The sequence below is a fragment of the Candidatus Reidiella endopervernicosa genome (assembly GCF_013343005.1).
GTDB lineage: Bacteria > Pseudomonadota > Gammaproteobacteria.
The window spans coordinates 2,943,084-2,961,684 of record NZ_CP054491.1 but is presented as its reverse complement, the minus strand read 5'-3'; the positions used below and the strand labels follow the sequence as shown (position 1 = coordinate 2,961,684).

The 18,601-nt window shown below is 56.1% G+C and carries 22 protein-coding genes; 8 read left to right on the top strand and 14 right to left on the bottom strand.

The genetic code is table 11. From position 1 onward, the window contains the following. The first annotated feature begins 70 nt into the window (after positions 1-70). Positions 71-397, top strand: a complete 327-nt coding sequence (grxD, locus tag HUE57_RS16040) for a Grx4 family monothiol glutaredoxin (protein ID WP_078483776.1) — start codon at positions 71-73, stop codon at positions 395-397. Between the two features lie 4 nt (positions 398-401). Here grxD and HUE57_RS16035 read toward each other — a convergent pair whose 3' ends face one another. After that, a complete protein-coding gene (locus HUE57_RS16035; protein WP_174673519.1) occupies positions 402-818 on the bottom strand; it encodes a hypothetical protein in 417 nt (138 codons plus the stop codon). Between HUE57_RS16035 and HUE57_RS16030 the strand changes: the two genes are divergently transcribed. Both HUE57_RS16030 and HUE57_RS16025 read left to right on the top strand, forming a co-directional pair. After that, entirely contained in the window at positions 802-1,425 is a 624-nt protein-coding gene (locus tag HUE57_RS16030; RefSeq protein ID WP_078483775.1) for a cytochrome b/b6 domain-containing protein, read from the top strand. The two genes, HUE57_RS16035 and HUE57_RS16030, sit on opposite strands and share 17 nt — an antisense overlap. A gap of 169 nt (positions 1,426-1,594) precedes the next feature. Then, positions 1,595-2,923: an HD domain-containing phosphohydrolase gene (locus tag HUE57_RS16025; RefSeq protein WP_174673518.1), complete on the top strand. Its 1,329-nt coding sequence runs from the start codon at positions 1,595-1,597 to the stop codon at positions 2,921-2,923. A 27-nt stretch (positions 2,924-2,950) separates the two neighbouring features. Here the strand turns inward: HUE57_RS16025 and rnt are convergent, their stop codons facing one another. Next, positions 2,951-3,601, bottom strand: coding sequence for a ribonuclease T (rnt, locus tag HUE57_RS16020; RefSeq protein WP_078483401.1), 651 nt, complete (start codon positions 3,599-3,601; stop codon positions 2,951-2,953). 76 nt (positions 3,602-3,677) lie between these two features. On the opposite strand from rnt, the gene HUE57_RS16015 reads away from it, so the two are divergent. Further along, on the top strand, positions 3,678-4,550 hold the full coding sequence (locus HUE57_RS16015) for a TraB/GumN family protein (protein ID WP_078483402.1): 873 nt from the start codon (positions 3,678-3,680) through the stop codon (positions 4,548-4,550). A 159-nt stretch (positions 4,551-4,709) separates the two neighbouring features. Here the strand turns inward: HUE57_RS16015 and HUE57_RS20465 are convergent, their stop codons facing one another. From HUE57_RS20465 to pyrC, 5 genes are all read right to left on the bottom strand, one after another. Then, complete coding sequence (locus HUE57_RS20465; RefSeq protein ID WP_174673772.1) at positions 4,710-4,853, bottom strand: (2Fe-2S)-binding protein; 144 nt, start codon at positions 4,851-4,853, stop codon at positions 4,710-4,712. A gap of 77 nt (positions 4,854-4,930) precedes the next feature. Then, the gene (locus tag HUE57_RS16005) at positions 4,931-5,137 is read right to left on the bottom strand and encodes a hypothetical protein (protein ID WP_174673517.1); all 207 of its coding nucleotides are present in this window, start codon (positions 5,135-5,137) and stop codon (positions 4,931-4,933) included. Between the two features lie 474 nt (positions 5,138-5,611). Continuing rightward, positions 5,612-6,097 carry a hypothetical protein gene (locus HUE57_RS19355; RefSeq protein WP_236860625.1) on the bottom strand — a complete coding sequence of 162 codons (486 nt, stop codon included), beginning with the start codon at positions 6,095-6,097 and terminating at the stop codon, positions 5,612-5,614. Between the two features lie 185 nt (positions 6,098-6,282). Continuing rightward, a complete protein-coding gene (locus HUE57_RS20460) occupies positions 6,283-6,402 on the bottom strand; it encodes a hypothetical protein (protein ID WP_420885725.1) in 120 nt (39 codons plus the stop codon). A 237-nt stretch (positions 6,403-6,639) separates the two neighbouring features. Beyond that, entirely contained in the window at positions 6,640-7,755 is a 1,116-nt protein-coding gene (gene pyrC / locus HUE57_RS15995; protein ID WP_174673516.1) for a dihydroorotase, read from the bottom strand. Positions 7,756-7,844: 89 nt separating this feature from the next. Between pyrC and HUE57_RS15990 the strand changes: the two genes are divergently transcribed. Then, the gene (locus HUE57_RS15990; RefSeq protein ID WP_078483405.1) at positions 7,845-8,525 is read left to right on the top strand and encodes an SIMPL domain-containing protein; all 681 of its coding nucleotides are present in this window, start codon (positions 7,845-7,847) and stop codon (positions 8,523-8,525) included. A 51-nt stretch (positions 8,526-8,576) separates the two neighbouring features. On the opposite strand, the gene HUE57_RS15985 is transcribed toward HUE57_RS15990, so the two are convergent. From HUE57_RS15985 to HUE57_RS15965, 5 genes are all read right to left on the bottom strand, one after another. Further along, positions 8,577-8,768 carry a hypothetical protein gene (locus tag HUE57_RS15985; RefSeq protein ID WP_078483406.1) on the bottom strand — a complete coding sequence of 64 codons (192 nt, stop codon included), beginning with the start codon at positions 8,766-8,768 and terminating at the stop codon, positions 8,577-8,579. Between the two features lie 162 nt (positions 8,769-8,930). Beyond that, positions 8,931-9,104, bottom strand: coding sequence for a hypothetical protein (locus tag HUE57_RS15980; RefSeq protein WP_172840221.1), 174 nt, complete (start codon positions 9,102-9,104; stop codon positions 8,931-8,933). Positions 9,105-9,236: 132 nt separating this feature from the next. Further along, positions 9,237-10,748 carry a M17 family metallopeptidase gene (locus tag HUE57_RS15975; RefSeq protein ID WP_078483407.1) on the bottom strand — a complete coding sequence of 504 codons (1,512 nt, stop codon included), beginning with the start codon at positions 10,746-10,748 and terminating at the stop codon, positions 9,237-9,239. Positions 10,749-10,848: 100 nt separating this feature from the next. Beyond that, positions 10,849-11,052: a hypothetical protein gene (locus HUE57_RS15970; protein WP_174673515.1), complete on the bottom strand. Its 204-nt coding sequence runs from the start codon at positions 11,050-11,052 to the stop codon at positions 10,849-10,851. 76 nt (positions 11,053-11,128) lie between these two features. Beyond that, entirely contained in the window at positions 11,129-11,323 is a 195-nt protein-coding gene (locus HUE57_RS15965) for a hypothetical protein (RefSeq protein WP_174672876.1), read from the bottom strand. Positions 11,324-11,461: 138 nt separating this feature from the next. Between HUE57_RS15965 and pdhA the strand changes: the two genes are divergently transcribed. From pdhA to HUE57_RS15950, 3 genes are all read left to right on the top strand, one after another. Beyond that, complete coding sequence (gene pdhA / locus HUE57_RS15960; RefSeq protein WP_078483408.1) at positions 11,462-12,454, top strand: pyruvate dehydrogenase (acetyl-transferring) E1 component subunit alpha; 993 nt, start codon at positions 11,462-11,464, stop codon at positions 12,452-12,454. Next, positions 12,454-13,431 (top strand): alpha-ketoacid dehydrogenase subunit beta, encoded by a 978-nt coding sequence (locus HUE57_RS15955; protein WP_078483409.1) that lies wholly within the window; start codon positions 12,454-12,456, stop codon positions 13,429-13,431. The genes pdhA and HUE57_RS15955 overlap by 1 nt, the downstream gene beginning before the upstream one ends. A 68-nt stretch (positions 13,432-13,499) precedes the next feature. Next, positions 13,500-16,514: an FAD-dependent oxidoreductase gene (locus tag HUE57_RS15950; protein WP_174673514.1), complete on the top strand. Its 3,015-nt coding sequence runs from the start codon at positions 13,500-13,502 to the stop codon at positions 16,512-16,514. Positions 16,515-16,561: 47 nt separating this feature from the next. Here HUE57_RS15950 and HUE57_RS15945 read toward each other — a convergent pair whose 3' ends face one another. Together HUE57_RS15945 and HUE57_RS15940 are read right to left on the bottom strand one after the other, a co-directional pair. Next, complete coding sequence (locus HUE57_RS15945) at positions 16,562-18,220, bottom strand: diguanylate cyclase (protein ID WP_172840222.1); 1,659 nt, start codon at positions 18,218-18,220, stop codon at positions 16,562-16,564. Beyond that, positions 18,213-18,596, bottom strand: coding sequence for a response regulator (locus HUE57_RS15940; protein WP_078483412.1), 384 nt, complete (start codon positions 18,594-18,596; stop codon positions 18,213-18,215). Before HUE57_RS15940 ends, HUE57_RS15945 begins: the two co-directional genes overlap by 8 nt. Between the last annotated feature and the right edge of the window lie 5 nt (positions 18,597-18,601).

Sequence of the window (18,601 nt, the reverse complement as noted above, 5' to 3'; positions counted from 1 at the left end):
TGTCTCGACTGCGATCGTTTGAACGATCAGTTGTGGTGAGCAGCATTAACGAATTCAATGAGGTGTTGTAATGGACGTTTTGGAAAGAATTAAAGAGCAGGTTGAAGGTAACCCGATTGTTGTCTACATGAAGGGAACTCCACAGCTTCCATCCTGTGGTTACTCCAGCCGTACCGCACAGGCGATGCAGGCGTGTGGCGTCGAGTTTGCCTATGTGAATGTACTGGCCGATCCAGAGATCTTTGAGAATCTGCCACGCTACGCCAACTGGCCCACCTTCCCACAGGTCTACATCAACGGCGAGCTGGTCGGCGGCTGTGATATCACCCTCGATCTCTATGAGAAGGGTGAGCTGAAGACCATGATGGAGGGGGCTGCTGCCAAAAAGGCGAGCTAATAGCCTAATCCAGCTGTAACAGACCCACGCTACCGCTGACCGCCATGGAGAGCGAAGTGAGGGCGGTTAGTCCCCGATAGTCGACGCCGCCCTGCATATTCGTAGTTGAGAGCGCGAGCGACGACGAAGAAGATGCAGCAGCGGCTTTATGTCGGCGTAGAGTCACTGAGGGAGTTGTGTAGAGCCGCGAAGAGGTGATTACGCAACGAACGCAGGACGGTCGGGGCGCCGTAGGCATAAACGGTCGCGTTAAGTTTTGCTGTTTGCTTGGGCTTGGATGCCCAAAACAAACTTTCGCAAAAATAGCGACTCCCCGGCCTCTGGGGGCGTGGGTTTTTTTATGTCTGCACTTTGTGTGGGATTTGGGGTCGAACCCCGCAGAACAAAATAGTAAGGGGAGGAGTATGGATAACGAGATCAAGGTGTGGGACCCGCTGGTGCGAATCTTTCACTGGACACTAGTAGCGGCGTTTGTGATCGCCTACGTCACCGAGGATGAGCTGCTGACGTTACATGTATGGGCCGGTTACTACGTGGCTGCGTTACTGGTGTTTAGAGTGTTTTGGGGGTTAATCGGACCCAGATACGCACGATTCAAAGACTTTATCTACGCGCCCACTACCATCATCGCCTATCTCAAGGATATGAGTGGCAACCGTGCCAGGCGCTATCTCGGCCACAATCCGGCGGCCGGGGCGATGGTGGTCGCACTGCTGCTGATGCTCACGGGGACTACGCTCACTGGTCTGCAGCTCTATGCCGTGGAGAAGGGGGCAGGTCCTCTGGCTCAGGTTGAGGGATTCACTCTTATCTCAACGGCCCATGCCGATGATGACGAAGATGAAGAGGAGCATGAGGGGGACGAAGGTGAGGGGGATGAGTTCTGGGAGGAGCTACATGAAACATTTGCCAACCTGACGTTGATGCTGGTGCTGCTTCACATTGTCGGGGTAGTGGTGAGCAGCCTCGCCCACAATGAGAACCTGCCCCGAGCGATGGTGACCGGTCGCAAGCGAAGCGAAGAGTGATCTTCCAGGCGCACTAAAGCCACGCTTGTTGTATGGTATTGGCCTGTAGAGAGTAGGGCTAACGAGCCAGGGATAGCGAATATGAAATTGGGAGCGCGCAAGCTATTTGCGTCGAGTCTGACTAAACGGATTCTCGGCGCTGACTATTACGCTGACCTTCTGGGCGGTGATGTGGCGTTCAGAAGTGGTGCTCGAGGGTGCTTTTCTCGATCAGACCAAGCGTGAGGCGCTGGTCTTCCTGCTCGGTATTGAGCATGAGATTGGCAAGCTGGATGAACCGCTCAATCGCAAAGCGCTGCAGCAAGTCATTGACCAGACCATTCAGCGTGACCAGCTCGACCTGCTCAACTTCTCCATCTACGCGCTCTATATCTTCAACGCAGATGGCCAAATTCTGGCCCACTCCAAACCGGGAAAGTATCCGCTTAAACAGATAGACGGCACCAAGGCGGCCGTCTTTCAGCAGGGTGAAATTTCGCTGGGCGAGGAGGTGGAGTATGCACGCGATCCTGTAACCGGTATCGAAATTCCCAAGGCCGATATCATCATTCCACTGCACCATAACGGTAAAGTGATCGCTGCGGTTGAGGTGGAGATCAATCTCGAAGCGACGATCAAACGTATCCAGCAGTTCGATGATCGTTATGAGCGAGAGCTGGTTACGGTCTTTGCTATCTGTTTCATCATCCTGCTGCTCTTTCTCTGGTGGGAGATACACCGGCTTCTGATTCACCCGATTCAATCGCTGGGTGCCGTGACCGAGAAGATCGCTGCAGGTGAGCTGAGCAGTCGTGAAGAGCAGTTAGGGCGTGATGAGTTGGGTGATCTGGGGCGTTCGGTGAACCGTATGGCCGATAGCATCGAACAGCTCTTCACCGAGCAGGAAGAGGCCTATCTGCAGATGCTGCAGTCGCTTGCAAAGGCATTGGAGGCGAAAGATGCCTACACCGCTACCCATTCGGGGCGAGTCTCTAAATTCTCTGTGCAACTGGGGCGTCGCCTCGGATTGGATAAGGACGAGCTCAAACTGCTCAAACAGGGGGCGCTGATGCACGATCTGGGCAAGATCGGTATCGCCGAGCAGATCCTGAATAAACCGGCACCACTCGATGATGCAGAGTATGAAGAGATGCAGCGCCATCCCACCCTCACGGCCAATATCATGCGCCCTCTCAAGCGTTTCAAGGAGTTTGCCGAGATCGCCGCCTGGCACCACGAGCGTTGGGATGGCAACGGTTATCCCGATGGACTGAAGGGTGAGCAGATACCACTGTTGGCGAGAATCGTGGCGATTGCCGATACCTGGGATGCGATGACTGGTGATCGCGTCTACCGCAAGGGTATGACACCTGAGAAGGCGCTATCGATTATCGAGAGTGAGTTCGACTCAGGACAGTGGGACCCAGAGCTGGTGAGGGTCTTTGTCGCAATGATGCGTGGTGATCTGGAAGCGCGCCATGAGGTAGAAGAGGATATGTTCGGTGAATCACCCGCGTAAAAAACGCGGGGTAGGGGCAGTGTTTCGCTAGCCGTTCATCGCCGCGACTTCAGCAGGTGCACGCACGTGGGTCTCCCAGCTGTTAACGATGGTGCAGAAGAGCTTGGCCGTCTGTTCCGCATCGTAGACCGCTGAGTGTGCCTTCTCCGACTCCCACAACAGTCCTGCCTCTATCGCTGCACGCGCCAGAACGGTCTGGCCGTAGGCGAGACCAGCGAGTGAAACAGTATCGAAGGTGCTGAAGAGGTGGAATGGATTGCGTTTGATATTGCAGCGATTGGCTGCTGCATTGATAAAGGCGAGATCGAAGGCGGCGTTATGGCCAACCAGAATCGCCCGTTTACAGTCGTGAGCCTTTACCTGTTTGCGAATCGGCCGGAAGACATGGTCGAGCGCATCCTTCTCATCCTGGGCAATACGCAGCGGATGGTAGGGGTCGATACCGTTGAGCGCCAGCGATTTAGGATCGAGATTGGCATCCTTGAAGGGTTTGACGTGGCAACTGTGGGTCTCGTGTGGGACCAGCATACCGCTGAGATCCATGCGAACAGTGACCGCCGCTACCTCGAGCAGAGCATCGGTGGCAGAGTTGAGTCCGCCCGTCTCTACATCGACAATAACGGGCAGGAAGCCGCGAAAGCGGCGTGATATCGGTGAGCTGTTGGCATGTTCTGACATGCGCGTAGGATAACGGAAGGCGTGGCCGAAAGCTAAGCTCAAAGTTTAAATTGTGTGACAAAAGTCGAGAAATAGCGTGCTAAAACGATCATATTCCCTGCTAATTCTGCTGGTTAGCCTAACCAGTCTGGTTCATGCCGATCCGGCGCTGTATGAAAAGGGGCTGCTCTGGCAGGTGGAGCGACCAGGAGAGACGGCCAGCTTTGTGTTTGGCACCATCCACTCCGAAGATCCCCGGGTGATCGAGCTGCCGATCTTCGTTCGCCAAAGTTTCAACCACTCCCAACGCCTTATCATGGAACTGGTACCCGATCCGCAGGCGATCGCCAGCATCGCCGGAAAGTTTCAGCTAACCGGTGGTAAGACTCTTGAACCGATGTTTGATGCCGAGCTCTACCGCCAGGCCATGACGATTGCCAGCAACTTCGGTCTGCCGGAGATCGCCGCCAAACGCTTCAAGCCCTGGGCGCTTGCAACCACTATTAGTATCCCAAAGCCGGAGACGGGTTTGTTTCTCGATAATCGCCTCTATCTGATGGCGCAACGTGATAAGAAGCCCGTGTTCGGTCTCGAGAGCGCCGAGGAGCAGCTTAATATCTTCGACAAACTCTCCGATGAGGATCAGGTCACCCTGCTGCGAGATTCGGTTGAAAACCATCCACAGATCGCCGCTGAACTCGAGAAGATGCTCCAGGTCTACGTAGCACGTGATCTGGGTGCGCTCTGGGAAATTCAAGAATTGGCAAAAAATGACGGAGATGCCGATCTGAACGAGCGTCTTGCGAAGCGCATGGTCGATGATCGTAACCGGCTCATGGTCACCCGTATGACGCCCTATCTGGAACAGGGACGAAGCTTTGTTGCAGTGGGTGCGCTGCACCTGCCGGGTGAGGTGGGGATTCTGAATTTGCTTAAGCAGCAGGGGTACAAAGTGAGTCGGGTCTATTAACTACTACCTTGAAGGGGGCGGAGTCGAATCGACTCCGACCCCTCGTCCTAGATCGGTTCGTTTTCGTAGGGTGGGCACGGTTGTAGTGCCCACGCAGGCATACGGAATGCTAATGCGGTGATGGTTCAGCGTGGGCAGAGAAGAGTACCCACCCTACGGCTACTCCTCTTCCGGTGGGCAGAGACACTCAATCAATCGCTCTACCTGCTGAGTGCAACAGCCGCTTCCCATCGTAGCGTAGGTCTCTGATTTCACCGCTTCTACGGATGAGGCCCCATTAGTAATGGCGTTGATAATGTCTATCTTAAGAACCTCGTTCGCTGACCGCCATGGAGAGCGAAGTGAGGGCGGTTAGTCCCTCGATAGTCGACGCCGTCTGCCTATTCGTAGTTGAGAGCGTGAGCGAACGACGAAGAAGATGCAGCAGCGGCTTTATGTCGGCGTAGAGTCACTGAGGGAGTTGTGTAGAGCCGCGAAGAGGTGATTAGGCAACGAACGCAGGACGGTCGGGGCGCCGCAGGCATAAACGGTCGCGTGAAGTTTTTGCTGTTTGCTTGGGCTTGGATGCCCAAAACAAACTCTCGCAAAAATAGCGACTCCCCGGGCAGGTGCAAAGATTTTGATCTAAATCCTTCTTGAGAATGAGTGGGAGCTTGTCTAAAGGGTTTTTTGAGGGGGTGTTATTCACTTTCAAGTGCCCTGGTGCTTTCGATATTCGAGGTTAGTGTATCAACTTATTGACCTGTCATTCATGGTTATTACACTGACCCTAAATATTTTGTTCGTTCTCCGTTGTTCAACTATGAGTGAGCTTGTATTCAGTGGTTTGTTCGCTTCAATGCATTGTTAGGCTTTACGGCTCTATAAATAGCAATTGGTTGGACCATGATTCTTGGGTGTCGACATGTTCTGATCAATTCCTCAAAGCCGTCAAACCCCTGAAAACGCCACGGTAAGCACTTTCAACTGATAGATGTTCATTACCTTCCTTATCAAGGTCTTCTCCTCAAATTCTTTCATGGGTTCGAATGAATCTTCCCCTTTTCTAGGGATCGATGTTATTACCCCAAGCATTGTGACTTTGATAGTTGGTTTGGATCCAAACAAGTAGTGAACTGATTCGGTGTTATCGTCCAGGAAAAAGTCTCTTTAACGTTCGACATTACATGAAAGTTTAAAAGATCCATGAATGGGTATAACCGGATATTGAAGACGTCGGGCAAGAAAACACGAACCCATGTTTTGAGGCCATCAATGATCCATTTGTCAACCTTTCCAATTAGCTTTGATTCAACTAACTCCCGAAGGGTGTCTTCAAATACCTTGATTTCATTCTTGGCATTATTATTTTGTGATCCATTTTTCATGGTTTTGATGTTGTTTTTCATGACATCAATTTTGTCGAGTAACTCCTTGAGCTCTGGTGTTTCATGCAAGCTAGACTCGATGCTTTGATTGATGAAGCCAGTTATATCTTCATGGTTGTCAGCGATTCGCGTAATGCGCTCATAGTCTTCAAGGACAATATTACCTTCGGCTTTACGCATAATGCGCTTTCAAATATATTGAGTGCATTGCCAGATTCGATGTCTTCCTTTTTACATCAGTACCGATCTCAGCAGCATACCCGTTCTCAAATAGTGCCCGCTCTAATTCGCCATATATCTCATGATGACTTACTCGGATTTCTTTTAAATCTTGAGATTCAGTCTCAGTACCACCTGCATCATGTTTAAAACTTTAAAATCATAGTTTCTAAGATTCTTGCTGTTTTTGAAGATGCTGAAGACATCTCAAATGACTGAACTATTCCTCCTGATATCTGGCTGTAAAGCGAGCTAATCTTATCCATGTCCAAGTAAATAAAGTCTTTAACTTCCTTCATTTGAAATCCTTAGGGTTATAGGCTGAACTGTAGATTGCGTTGCTGGAGAGTATGTTTCGATATACTCTCAAAAACACTCACTTTTCTTAGGTGTTTTGATGTTTTTCTGTGAATGGCTATGGCGGTTTAGCATCCTGCTACTGTTCTCCTTGTAGTTAATTATGGTTATGTGGGGCGTGGATTGAATCTTAATTAGGTCCGTCTTTAGCGAATGTTACGACAATAGTCGAATCGATGTTTTATTGCCCGGTCGAAAGGCGCTGGGTTTCTGGCTGACTCTTCTGATTCATAAGGCCATTTTCCAGCTGACCGTCTCCTTGGCCGTAGCGGGATGATGGTCTCATCACCAAATGGATAACTCTCCGGTACCTCCCAGCTCTCTTTTTTCAATGTGATCGTATCGCTGTTACGCGGCAGGCCGTAGAAGTCTGCGCCGAAGTGGCTGGCGAAGCCTTCGAGTTTGTCGAGGGCGCCGGCGGCGTCAAATGCTTCGGCGTAGAACTCGATAGCGGCGTGGGCGGAGTAGACGCCGGCGCAGCCGCAGGCCGACTCTTTGGCGCCCTTGGCGTGGGGGGCGCTGTCGGTGCCGAGGAAGAATTTTGGATTGCCGGAGGTGGCGACCTCGATCAGCTTCTCGCGGTGTATTTCGCGTTTGAGGATTGGCAGGCAGTAGAAGTGGGGGCGGATGCCACCGACCAGCATCGCGTTGCGGTTGTAGAGCAGGTGCTGCGGGGTGATGGTGGCGGCGACGTTATCGCTTGCCTGCAGGACGAACTCGGCCATCTCTTTGGTGGTGATGTGTTCGGCAACTACCTTCAGATCGGGAATGCGGTCGATCAGCGGTTTCAGTACCTCATCGAGGAAGCGCGCTTCTCGGTCGAAGATGTCGACTTCTTTGGCGGTGACCTCACCGTGGACCAGCAGCGGCATACCGACCTCGGCCATCTTCTGTAGTGTCGCCTCGGCCTTGTGGATGTCGGTCAGGCCCGAGTCGGAGTTGGTGGTGGCACCGGCAGGGTAGAGTTTGACCGCCTTTACTGCACCGTCTGCTGCTGCCTTCTCGATCTCCTCGGGTGGTGTGTTGTCGGTGAGGTAGAGGGTCATCAGTGGTTCGAAGGCCGACCCTTCGGGTAGCGCCTTGAGGATACGGTCGCGATAGGCGAGTGCCTGTTCGGTGGTGGTAACCGGGGGGCGCAGGTTGGGCATCACGATGGCGCGGCCGAAGCGTTCGGCGGTGTGGGCGACCACGGCTTGCATCGCCTCGTCGTCTCGAAGGTGGAGGTGCCAGTCGTCGGGGCGGGTGATGGTTATCTCGGTCACGGTTTTTCTCTACACTGGGGTAATGGGTCAATAGTACCAATCAACGCATCTCGCGTCTTAGTGGACAGGAATAATAAAGGGGAAGGTTTATGAAAAAGGGCTTGCTGATACTGCTGATGCTGGGACTTGCCGCGCCACTGTGGGCCAATGACGACGAGGATCACTACGACCGGGTCACCCTCTCGGTAGAGCGGGCGATGGAGGTTGAGAATGAGTTGATGCAGGCGACGCTCGCGATAGAGATCGAACGTAGCGATCCTGCAGAGCTGGCCGATGAGATCAATCGCACCATGGCAGCAGCACTGCAGCGGGCGAAGATGGCTTCCGGTGTGACAATTGAGAGCGGCCCCTACCGTACCTATCCGGTGAGCAAAAAGTCTCGGCTGGTTGCCTGGCGTGGTAGTCAGAGCCTGATGCTGGAGTCTCGTGATGAGTCGCTGCTTGCGACACTGGTGGGTGAGCTGCAGCAGAGCCTGGTGGTGAAGTCGATCAACTTTACCCTGCTTGATGAGACGCGTCGCGGATATGAGGATCAGCTCATTACCGAGGCGCTGGCAGCATTCAGTAAGCGTGCCGAACTGGTGCAACAGTCGTTGGGTGCGAGCGGTTATCGCATTGTGCAGATCAATCTGAATAATCAATCGAATGCGCCACGACCGATGGCGATGCGACGTTCATCCATGATGGCCGAGGCGGCACCGGTGGCGGTGGAGCCGGGCAGCAGCCGAATCACGGTGCACGCCTCCGGGGTAATAGAGCTGCAGCGTTAACGTTGAGCGTAAAGAGGCCCGCAATGCGGGCCTCTTTGTGATTTTGTGCTGTTAGCCGTAGAGCGTATTGATGATCTCGGTCTGGCGCATGATCAATTTCTGGTAGATCTGGCCTGCCCAGATATCATCCTTTGAGTAGCTTCCCTGATCGAGTTTTGCATAACCCTGTCGTAGGTGGGACAGCTCATCGCGTAGTTTCTGTTCGATCTCGGCTGAGGTTCTCTTGGTTGTCGGGTCGCTCATCCCTGTCTCTCCGCTTTTTATTATTAGCGGTGAAATTTAGGCGTGAGCTGAGAAGCTGTCTGTAAGAATATGCTTACGCCGTTGTCGGTCAGCGGCGATAGTTTAGTCTTTGCACCAAATAGGACATCTCACACTCTCTCACCCCCGAAAGCGTCGCTCTCCTTAGTAACTGCCTCCAGCACCCGCCTGGGCCAGATGACGTAGCCGCTCTTCATCGTCCACCGCCATCCACGAGGGGAAGTTCTCACCCTGTTTCTGCAGCTGTTCGATGTGCTGCTCTTCGGTTGAGCGGCTGATCACCTCATCTTGATGCTCTGTTGTCTCGTATCTATTCATTGCTGATCCTCCCTTTTTGGAATCCCGCTCTGACCCTTATATCGGCCAGTTCTCGGAGAGACTTAACGGTTATTAAGATCACAGCAATTTGAATGCCAGTTTGGTGTGGAAATATTGGCGCTATTCCGGGGGCTACGAAGTGGGAAATTTCACCTGATTGAGCAGTTCGAGGGTGAATCGCACGCCAAAACCGGTGATTTCGGTCGGAATGTGGGCCAGTCCGCCCTTGTTGGTGGCTGAAGATAGATCGAGGTGGAGCCAGTCGCACTCGCCGTCGAGAAAGCGTTGCAGGAAGCGGGCGGCGAGGATGTGATCCGCTTCGCCTTCCAGCGTGCACTGTTTGGTATCGGCAATCTCGCTCTCCAGCGCCTCATCAAAATCGCTGTCGTTGGGGAAGGGCCAGACCCGCTCGCCAGAGATGGCACCTGCATGCTGTGCTTGCTCGTTGAGAGTGTTGCGGTTGGAGAAGGCACCGCTGTAGCGATTACCGAGTGCGTAACTGCAGCTACCGGTCAGGGTGGCGTAGTCGATCAGCAGAGCAGGATTGTTACGGCTTGCCAGGGTGAGGGTGTCGGCCAGTACCATGCGCCCCTCGGCATCGGTGTGAACAATCTCGATCGTCTCGCCGTTGAGCGCGGTGATCACATCGCCCTGACGATAGGCGTGCTCGTTGATGTGATTCTCTGCCAGCGCCAGCCAGCAGTCGACCGGGTAGTCGACCTTGAGGCGACTGAGTGCGAGCAGGGTGCCGAGCGCAACGGCGCTACCGGCCATGTCGTGGTGCATGCCATACATATGACGCGCCGGTTTTATATTCAGTCCGCCGCTATCGAAGCAGATTCCTTTGCCGACCAGCCCAAGGCGCTGTTTCTCCTTGCTGCGAGCTTTAGGCGGTTGGTAGCTGAGTTGAACGATCCCGGCACCCGTTGGCCCCGCCTTGGCGACGGCGAGGAAGGCGTCTGCCCCCATCTTCTCCAGCGCCTTGCTGTTGTGAAACTTCAGCTGCCAACCCTCGCGACGAGCGAGTGTGCGTGCCAGGGAGAGATAACTCTTCGGGGTCAGGCTGTTGGGCGGCAGGGCAGTGAGCCAGCGGGCGAGCTGGTTGCCCTCCGCCTCGGCCTGACACGGTTTGAGATCGATGCGCTGTTTCAGACCGATCAGCTCAATACGTTTTAGCGGACTGCTTTTGGCCTCTTTACGGTAATCGGGCATCTCTGCAGCGGCGGAAAGAAGTGCTGCCACCAGCGCCTCCGCCGTCTGTTCGACCAGTTTCTGTGTCAGGGCACCGAGATCGATAGCGATTGAACCGGGACGATTGGTGAGAAGTGGTGCGACCAGCTTGCGTGCCAGAGTCAGCTGCTCGAACGGGGTGGCATCGGCGGCGGGGATCGCGAGCAGGGTGTGGGTATCGCGGCGATTGGGTAGAAAACACTCAAATAGCCTGGTCCCAGCCTTGGGGCTATCGAGTTTGGCGAAACGTCGTTTGAACAGATCACGATAGGGGAGAGAGGGCCAGCGCCCCTCAAGGCTGCGTTCCGGCAGCAGCACTAGTAGGCTCTCCTGGGCATCGTAGCGTGCTGTGTCACTACTGCTTAGTTGTTGAATTATCGTGATATTCAGCTTTTTTGGTAGCGTCGCTTTCATGTTCCGTTCCTTGCCCCTGATGGTCAGGTTCCGATCATACGCTGACCGCCATGGAGAGCGAAGTGAGGGCGGTTAGTCCCCGATAGTCGACGCCGTCTGCCTATTCGTAGTTGAGAGCGCGAGCGAACGACGGAGAAGATGCAGCAGCGGCTTTATGTCGGCGTAGAGTCACTGAGGGAGTTGTGTAGAGCCGCGAAGAGGTGATTACGCAACGTACGCAGGACGGTCGGGGCGCCGAAGGCATAAACGGTCGCGTTAGTTTTGCTGTTTGCTTGGGCTTGATGCCCAAAACAAACTTTCGCAAAAATAGCGACTCCCCCGCTGACCGCCATGGAGAGCGAAGTGAGGGCGGTTAGTCCCCGATAGTCGACGCCGTCTGCCTATTCGTAGTTGAGAGCGCGAGCGAACGACGAAGAAGATGCAGCAGCGGCTTTATGTCGGCGTAGAGTCACTGAGGGAGTTGTGTAGAGCCGCGAAGAGGTGATTACGCAACGTACGCAGGACGGTCGGGCGCCGCAGGCATAAACGGTCGCGTTAAGTATTTGCCGCTTGCTTGGGCTTGATGCCCAAAACAAGCTTTCGCAAAATAGCGACTCCCCGGGGACCTGTCTCTTTAGAATCACGGCTAAATCATCCCGTATAGATAAAGCTTGATAAAAACAGTAGGATATTAAAAGAAGAGTAAAGTAGTGGGTTATTAGGATGGGTACGATATGAACACCGCAGACAAAAAACGGCTGCTGCGCGAGATGTTGTTCGCGCGACGCTTTGAAGAGAGATGTTACGAGGCCTATGTGGAACGCAAGATCGGTGGGTTCCTGCATCTCTACCCCGGACAGGAGGCGTGTTGCCACGGTGTACTGGAGGCGGCCCGTCCCGGCAGCGATTATGTGATCACCGGCTATCGCGATCACGTCCATGCAATCAAGTGCGGCGCCGATCCGAAGGCGGTGATGGCCGAGCTCTACGGCAAGGAGAGCGGCTGTTCGAGAGGACGCGGTGGCTCAATGCATATCTTCGATGTAGCCAATCGCTTTATGGGTGGTTACGCGCTGGTCGGTGGGCCCTTCCCGCTTGCGGCTGGCATGGCCAAGGCGATCAAACTCAAGGGCGATGATGACATCGCCATCTGCTTTCTCGGCGATGCGGCGAATAATCAGGGCACCTTCCACGAGGCGCTTAACATGGCCAAGATCTGGAGTCTGCCGGTGCTCTATATCACCGAGAACAATCTCTACGGTATCGGTACCCGTATCAACCGCTCCACGGCGGTACAGGATCAGTACAAGCGGGTAGCGGCCTACGACATCCCCTCCAATCAGGTCGACGGGCAGGATATCGACGTGGTCTATGCAGCCGCTACAGCGGCGGTTGAGCATGTGCGCTCGGGTAAGGGGCCCTACATGCTCGAGCTGCTTACCTATCGCTATCGCGGCCACTCGATGTCCGACTCCAATGCCTATCGCAGCAAGGAGGAAGAGCAGGAGTGGGGCAAACGCGATCCGATCATCATCCTGCGTGATCGTCTGATAGAGACGGGTGATTTTAGTGAGGATGAGTACCAGACACTCGACCGCTCGATCATCGACGAGATCGAAGAGGAGATCATTCCCTACTGCGAGGCGGCCCCTGAACCCGATCCGGCAGAGGCGGAGCGCTATGTGCTGGCAGAGAACGATCCATATGTTGCAGGGAGGGCGAGCTGATGGCTGAGATGATGTATTGGGAAGGTATTCGTCGTGCCCACGATGAGGAGATGGCGCGCGACCCAATGGTGATCTGCATGGGCGAGGATATCGGCGTGGTTGGCGGTACCTACAAGGCGACCTCCGGCCTCTACGACAAGTATGGCGAGGAGCGGGTGATCGACACACCCATTGCCGAGGGCGGTTATACCGGTCTCGGTATCGGTGCCTCTTTCCTCGGCGTGCGTCCGATTATCGAGATCATGTCGGTCAACTTCGCCTGGCTGGCAATGGACCAGATGTTCAACTCCGCCGCCAAGGTGCGTTACATGTCGGGCGGTCAGCTCGAGGCGCCGGTGGTGTTCCGCTCCCCCGGCGGCTGCGCCCATCAGCTCGGTGCGCAGCACTCGGCACGGATGGAGAAGGTCTTCATGGGAGTGGCGGGTCTGCGCGTGGTCACGCCGAGTAATCCGCGTCAGGCCTATGGGCTGCTGAAGAGCGCGGTGCGCTGTAACGACCCGGTCTTCATCAATGAACATGAGCTGATGTACAACATGAAGGGTGAGGTGCCCGATGAGGAGTACTTCATGCCGCTAGAGGGTTCCGAGACTGCACGCGAGGGCAAAGATGTAACACTGTTTGGCTATAACGTCTCGGTCCACTGGTGTCTGCAGGCGGCCGATGTGCTGGCGCGGCAGGGTATAGACGTCGAGGTGATCGATCTCTACAGTCTGGCACCGCTGGATCGAGAGGGGATCAAGGCATCGGTGGCCAAGACCCATCGCGCAGTGATCGTAGAGGAGGCGGAGGCGCCGGTCGGTGTTGGTTCCGAGGTGATGGCGATCATCAACGAGGAGTGTTTCTTCGAACTCGATGCACCACCGATACGTGTCTCGGCGAAAAACGTGCCGGTGCCCTACAATCACACTCTGGAGAAGGCGGTGATTCCAAATGCCGGAGATGTGGTCGATGCCGTGCTGAAGATGTTCGGCAAGTAGTCACAAAATACCTAACGGGGACGGCGTAGCCTGGGCTGCCCCGTCCCCTTTTTACAATGGAATAGATAATGGCTGAGCCCTATCAGATAAAGATGCCCCAACTCTCCGACACCATGACCGAGGGCGTGGTGGTGAGCTGGGAGAAAAATGTCGGCGACAAGATTGTGCGCGGAGACATTGTCGCCACGGTCGAGACCGACAAGGCGATCATGGATGTCGAGGTGTTTCGGGATGGTTACCTCTCTGGTCCTATCGCCGCTGTCGATTCTACCTTCGTCGTTGGTGAGGCAATCGCCTATCTGGTCGAGCGTATCGATGAGGTGAACAGCGGTGGTGAGCCTGCGCCGGCTGCCGAAACCCCTTCAGATGTAGCGCCAAACGAGCCCGAGGGTGCCAGCCACACCATCAAGATGCCGCAGCTCTCCGATACCATGACCGAGGGTGTGGTGGTGAGTTGGGAGAAGTCGCTCGGTGATGCGATCACCCGTGGCGATATTGTCGCCACCGTCGAGACCGACAAGGCGATCATGGATGTAGAGGTATTCCGCGAGGGTTTCCTCTCGGGACCGATCGCCGCAATCGATTCAACCATTGCCGTCGGTGAGGCGCTTGCCTATCTGGTCGACAGCGCCGGGCAGGTGGTCAGCGATGAGGTGGTAGTGAGCAAAAAGGCGGCTGGAGAGTCGGTGTCACTGGTTGCCGCAGAGCCAACCAGTGAAACGATAACGGCTGTCGCAGAGGTTGGGGATGATGTTACCCCCGCACCCCGTCCCGCCAACAAATACGCCACCCCCTATGCACGTAAACTCGCCGCCTCGCTTAACGTCAATCTGAACAACCTGCACGGCACCGGACCAGAGGGCGAGATCACCGCCGATGATGTGCGCAGTGCCCAACCGGTGGAACGTCCTACCGAGGTGGCCGAGCAGACCCCCGCCCATACTCAGCCGGAGATTCAGGTGCCGGGTCACGGTCGTGCGATGAGTGCGATGGAGAAGGCGGTCGCCGCATCGATGACCGCCTCGCTGACCATGCCGACCTTCCACGTCACCCTCAATGCGCAGCCAGCGGCACTGATCATGGCAGCGAAGAAGCTGGGTGTCTCGGTCACGGTAGCGATCGCCAAGGCGTGTGCCGAGGCGATGAAACAGCACCCCTCAATCAACTGGGCCTATCAACCGGTCGACAAGCTGGTCGAGCGCGACAACGTCGATATTGGCATGGCCGTCACCGCCGAGGGCGGTGGGCTGGTGGTGCCGGTGCTGCGCGGATGTGAATCACGCTCACTCGATGATCTGAATGAGAACTGGAAGGATCTAGTCGACCGTGCGCGCAAGCGTCGTCTGGCACCGGAGGAGTACGCCAATCCGACCTTCATGGTCTCCAACATGGGCATGATGGGTGTCGCCTATTTCGATGCCATCCCGACTCCCGGCACCGCTGCGATCCTGGCGATCGCCGCCGCCGGTCCCGAGGGGATGCCACTGACTATTACCGCCGACCACCGTGTTGCCAACGGTGCCGAGGTGGCCGGTTATCTCAACACGCTCAAGGGGCTGATCGAGCAGCCCGAGAGCTGGATCGGGCCGATGGGGCCAGCAATTCCCGAGGGTGAGTGGGACTACGACGTGGTGGTGATTGGAGGCGGCCCCGGCGGTGAGGATTGCGCCCGCGATCTCGCCGGTCACGGCCTCAAGGTGGCGATGGTTAACGACGCCCCCTTCCCCGGCGGCGAATGCCTCTGGCGCGGCTGTATCCCCTCCAAGGCGTGGCGTGCTGCGGCTGATCGGATGCGCGATCGCGCCCACGACACGCTGCTCGGCGTGAACGGCACCAACACCCCTGAGCTAGATTGGAATGCACTCGAGGCGCACCGTCGTGGCGTGCTTGAGCAGCGTGGACAGATGGCGCTCAAGACCGACAAGGGGGTGAAGGTTGAGGTGATTCAGGGCTTCGCCTGGTTCGAGAGTGAGCATCGTCTCTTTATCGATCAGTCGGGTAACTCGGAGAACCCACATACCCGTGCGATCAACGGAGATGGCTCCAAGGGCAAACACGTCAGCTTCGGCTGTGCGGTGATCGCCACCGGCGCGCCGCCCTTCGTACCACCGATTCCCGGTGCGGCCGAGGGAATAGCCTCAGGTGGTCTACTCACCTCCGATACTGTCTGGGGGCTCACTGGCGTGCCTAAAAAACTTGGCGTGGTTGGTGGTGGTGCAATCGGCATGGAGATGGCGCAGATTTTTCAGGACTTTGGCAGCGAGGTGACGCTGTTCGAGGGACAGGAGCGGATTCTCGCCGAGGTGGAGCCGGAGATCGCCAAACAGCTCACTGCCGTGCTCAACGACGATCCCAATCTCACTATCGAGACCTCGGTCAAGGTCGTTTCGATCAGTGGCGAACCGGGTCAGATGGTATTGGCCTACGAGGATAGTGAGGGCATCGCAGAACGCTTTGAGTGCGACTACGTGATCATGGCAACCGGCAAGCGGCCGGTACTCGAACCGCTCAAGCTCGATGCCGCCGGTGTGGCGGTCGAAGAGGGTGTGATCAAGGTCGATGCCCACTGCCGCACCAGTGTTAGCAATATCTATGCAGTGGGTGATGTGATCGGTGGGCTGATGCTCGCCCACACCGCCGGTCAGCAGGGGCGTGTTACAGCCGCCACTATTCTCGGTGAGGAGATGGTCTACGATGAGCGCAAGGATAGCGGGGTGATCTTCACCCGTCCCGAGGCCGGTTTTGTCGGTCTCTCCCTGGCGCAGGCCAAGGCGCAGGGTATCGATGCCGCCGAGGTGAAGGTGCCGATGAATATCGATGCCAAGGCGATGATCACCGGTGAGCAGCACGGCTTGATCAAGATCGTCGCCGATAAGTCGAACCATCGCGTGATCGGTGTTCACCTGCTTGCCGACCATACCGATACCCTGATCGGTGAGGCGGTGATGATGGTTGCTGGTGAGATGACGCTGGAGCAGGTCGGTGGCGCGATCCATCCCCATCCGACCCAGACCGAGATCTTCGGTGATCTGGCGCGGCGGCTGCTGTCGCGTCTGCGGCGCAGCAAGAAAAGGCGCAGGTAAAAAAGGCGGCCATCGGCCGCCTTTTTTGTGTGGTAGGGGTGTGCGTTCTACGTAGCCTTCTGCTGCCCGTCGCTCTCGATGCGATTCCGGCCGTTGTGTTTGGCCTGGTAGAGGGCGTTGTCGGCGGCAGTAATCAGCGACTGCATATCTTGCTGCGGGTCACTTTCGGCTATACCGGCACTGAAGGTGGCGTTGAAGTCGGCGTCGCCAGAGGTGAAACCGATTTCGGAGAAGGCGATGCGCAGTTCATTGAGCACGCGACACGAGTCACTCACTGAGGTGTTGGGCAGGATTACAGCAAACTCCTCGCCGCCATAGCGGGCCGCGATATCCCCTTTGCGCAGACGGTGGCTAAGGATGCGTGACAGACTCTTGATCACCCGGTCACCGACGGGGTGGCCGTACAGATCGTTGACCGACTTGAAGTGGTCGATATCGAGCATGGCAAAAGTGAGTGTGGTGCTGTTGCGCCTGGCCTGTGAGAGCTCGCGCTCCAGTGAGAGTTTGAGGTTGATGTGGTTGAGTAGTCCGGTCAGGCTGTCGCGGGTCATCAGGGCGCTGAGTTCGCGGAAGCGTCGGGCGCGAATCTTGACTGCGGCGAGCAGGTGTTCGTCGCTGATCGGTTTCTGCAGAAAATCGTCGCCACCCTGTCGCAGCGCCTCCAGCTGCTGCTCCAATCCCTTCTCGGTAGAGAGATAGACGATCGGCAGATTGGTGTAGCCGCTGTGTTGGCGGATCACCTTCGCCGCCTCCACGCCGCTACACTCGGGCATGTAGAGATCCATCAGCACCAGATCGGGGATAAACTCCGGCAGCACCTCGAGCAGGCGAGAGGGGTCGCTGACGATCTTCGCCTCCATCCCCGCAGACTCGAGAACCGCCGCGTAGTGTTCCGCCAGCAGGGTTGTATCTTCAACGATGAGAATGCGGTACTCGACCTCCTGACGGATGCCGGTGACCTGATCGAGCTGCTCGGTCAGCTGGTCGACATTGAGCGGCTTGGAGAGGTAGGCGTGGCCCCCTGCGCGTACCGCATTGAGCCGGTTTTGCCAGCTGTCGTAGGCGGAGATGAAGATCACAGGAAGATCCCGATCGGTGCAGTGGTGAATCTTTTTGATGATGTCGGCACCGGCGGTGGGACCGCTCTGCATATGGATGTCAGCGAGCATGGCGTGCGGTGGACGTGCCTTGACGGCACTCTCCAATGTTTCCGGATTGTAGAAGGCCTCGACGGTGTAGCCAAAGTGGCCGATCTGATCGGCGAGTTCTGTTGCCAGTGTCTGGTCATCCTCGAGAAGATAGACCAGCGGCTGTTCATCGCTAACGCGCGGTGTGTGTTGATCGGGAAAGGTTTCGGTGGAGGTTTGATCGGGCCCCTCTGCGGCAACCTCTCGCAACTGCATGATCGCATCGTCGATGTGATCAATCAGCTCTGCGCTATCGTTCTCCGCATCCTGATAGCTATGCAGAAGTGCCTCGAGCGAGCGGGCGACCTCACCAAAGTGGAAAAAGTGGAAGGTGCCGGATGAGCCGGCCAGGCTGTGTGAGTTGCGAGTTAACGCTTCGAGGTCAGGGCTCTCGGACCCCGATGTTCGAACGCTTCGCCAACCGCCCTCAATCTCCTCGATTCGCTGCGGAAGGAGATCGATAAACCGCTGCTGCAGGATGCGAAACTTGTTACGTTTCTTGTCGATCGACTCAGACAACGGTTGTCTCCAGATGGCCACGGATCACATCGGCGAGGGTCATTGCATCGAACGGTTTCGCGATCACCCCAAGTGCACCCATCGCCTTGTACTCTGCCACTTCATTGGGCTGTACCTTGGCGGTCATGAAAATGGCGGGTGTGTTGCAGAGATTGGGGAGTTCACGAAGTCGGGTCAGTGTCGAGGGCCCGTCCATGCCGGGCATCATGACATCGAGCAGTATCAGGTCTGCTGTGAGCCCCTCACCCTTCTCCAGTGCCTCCAGGCCAGAGGCGCACTGGATCAGCTCAAACCCTTCATCCTCGAGTGCGAACTCTGCCACCTCGCGAATATCGGGCTCATCCTCGACATAGAGTACGCATATCGTATCGCTCATCTCTG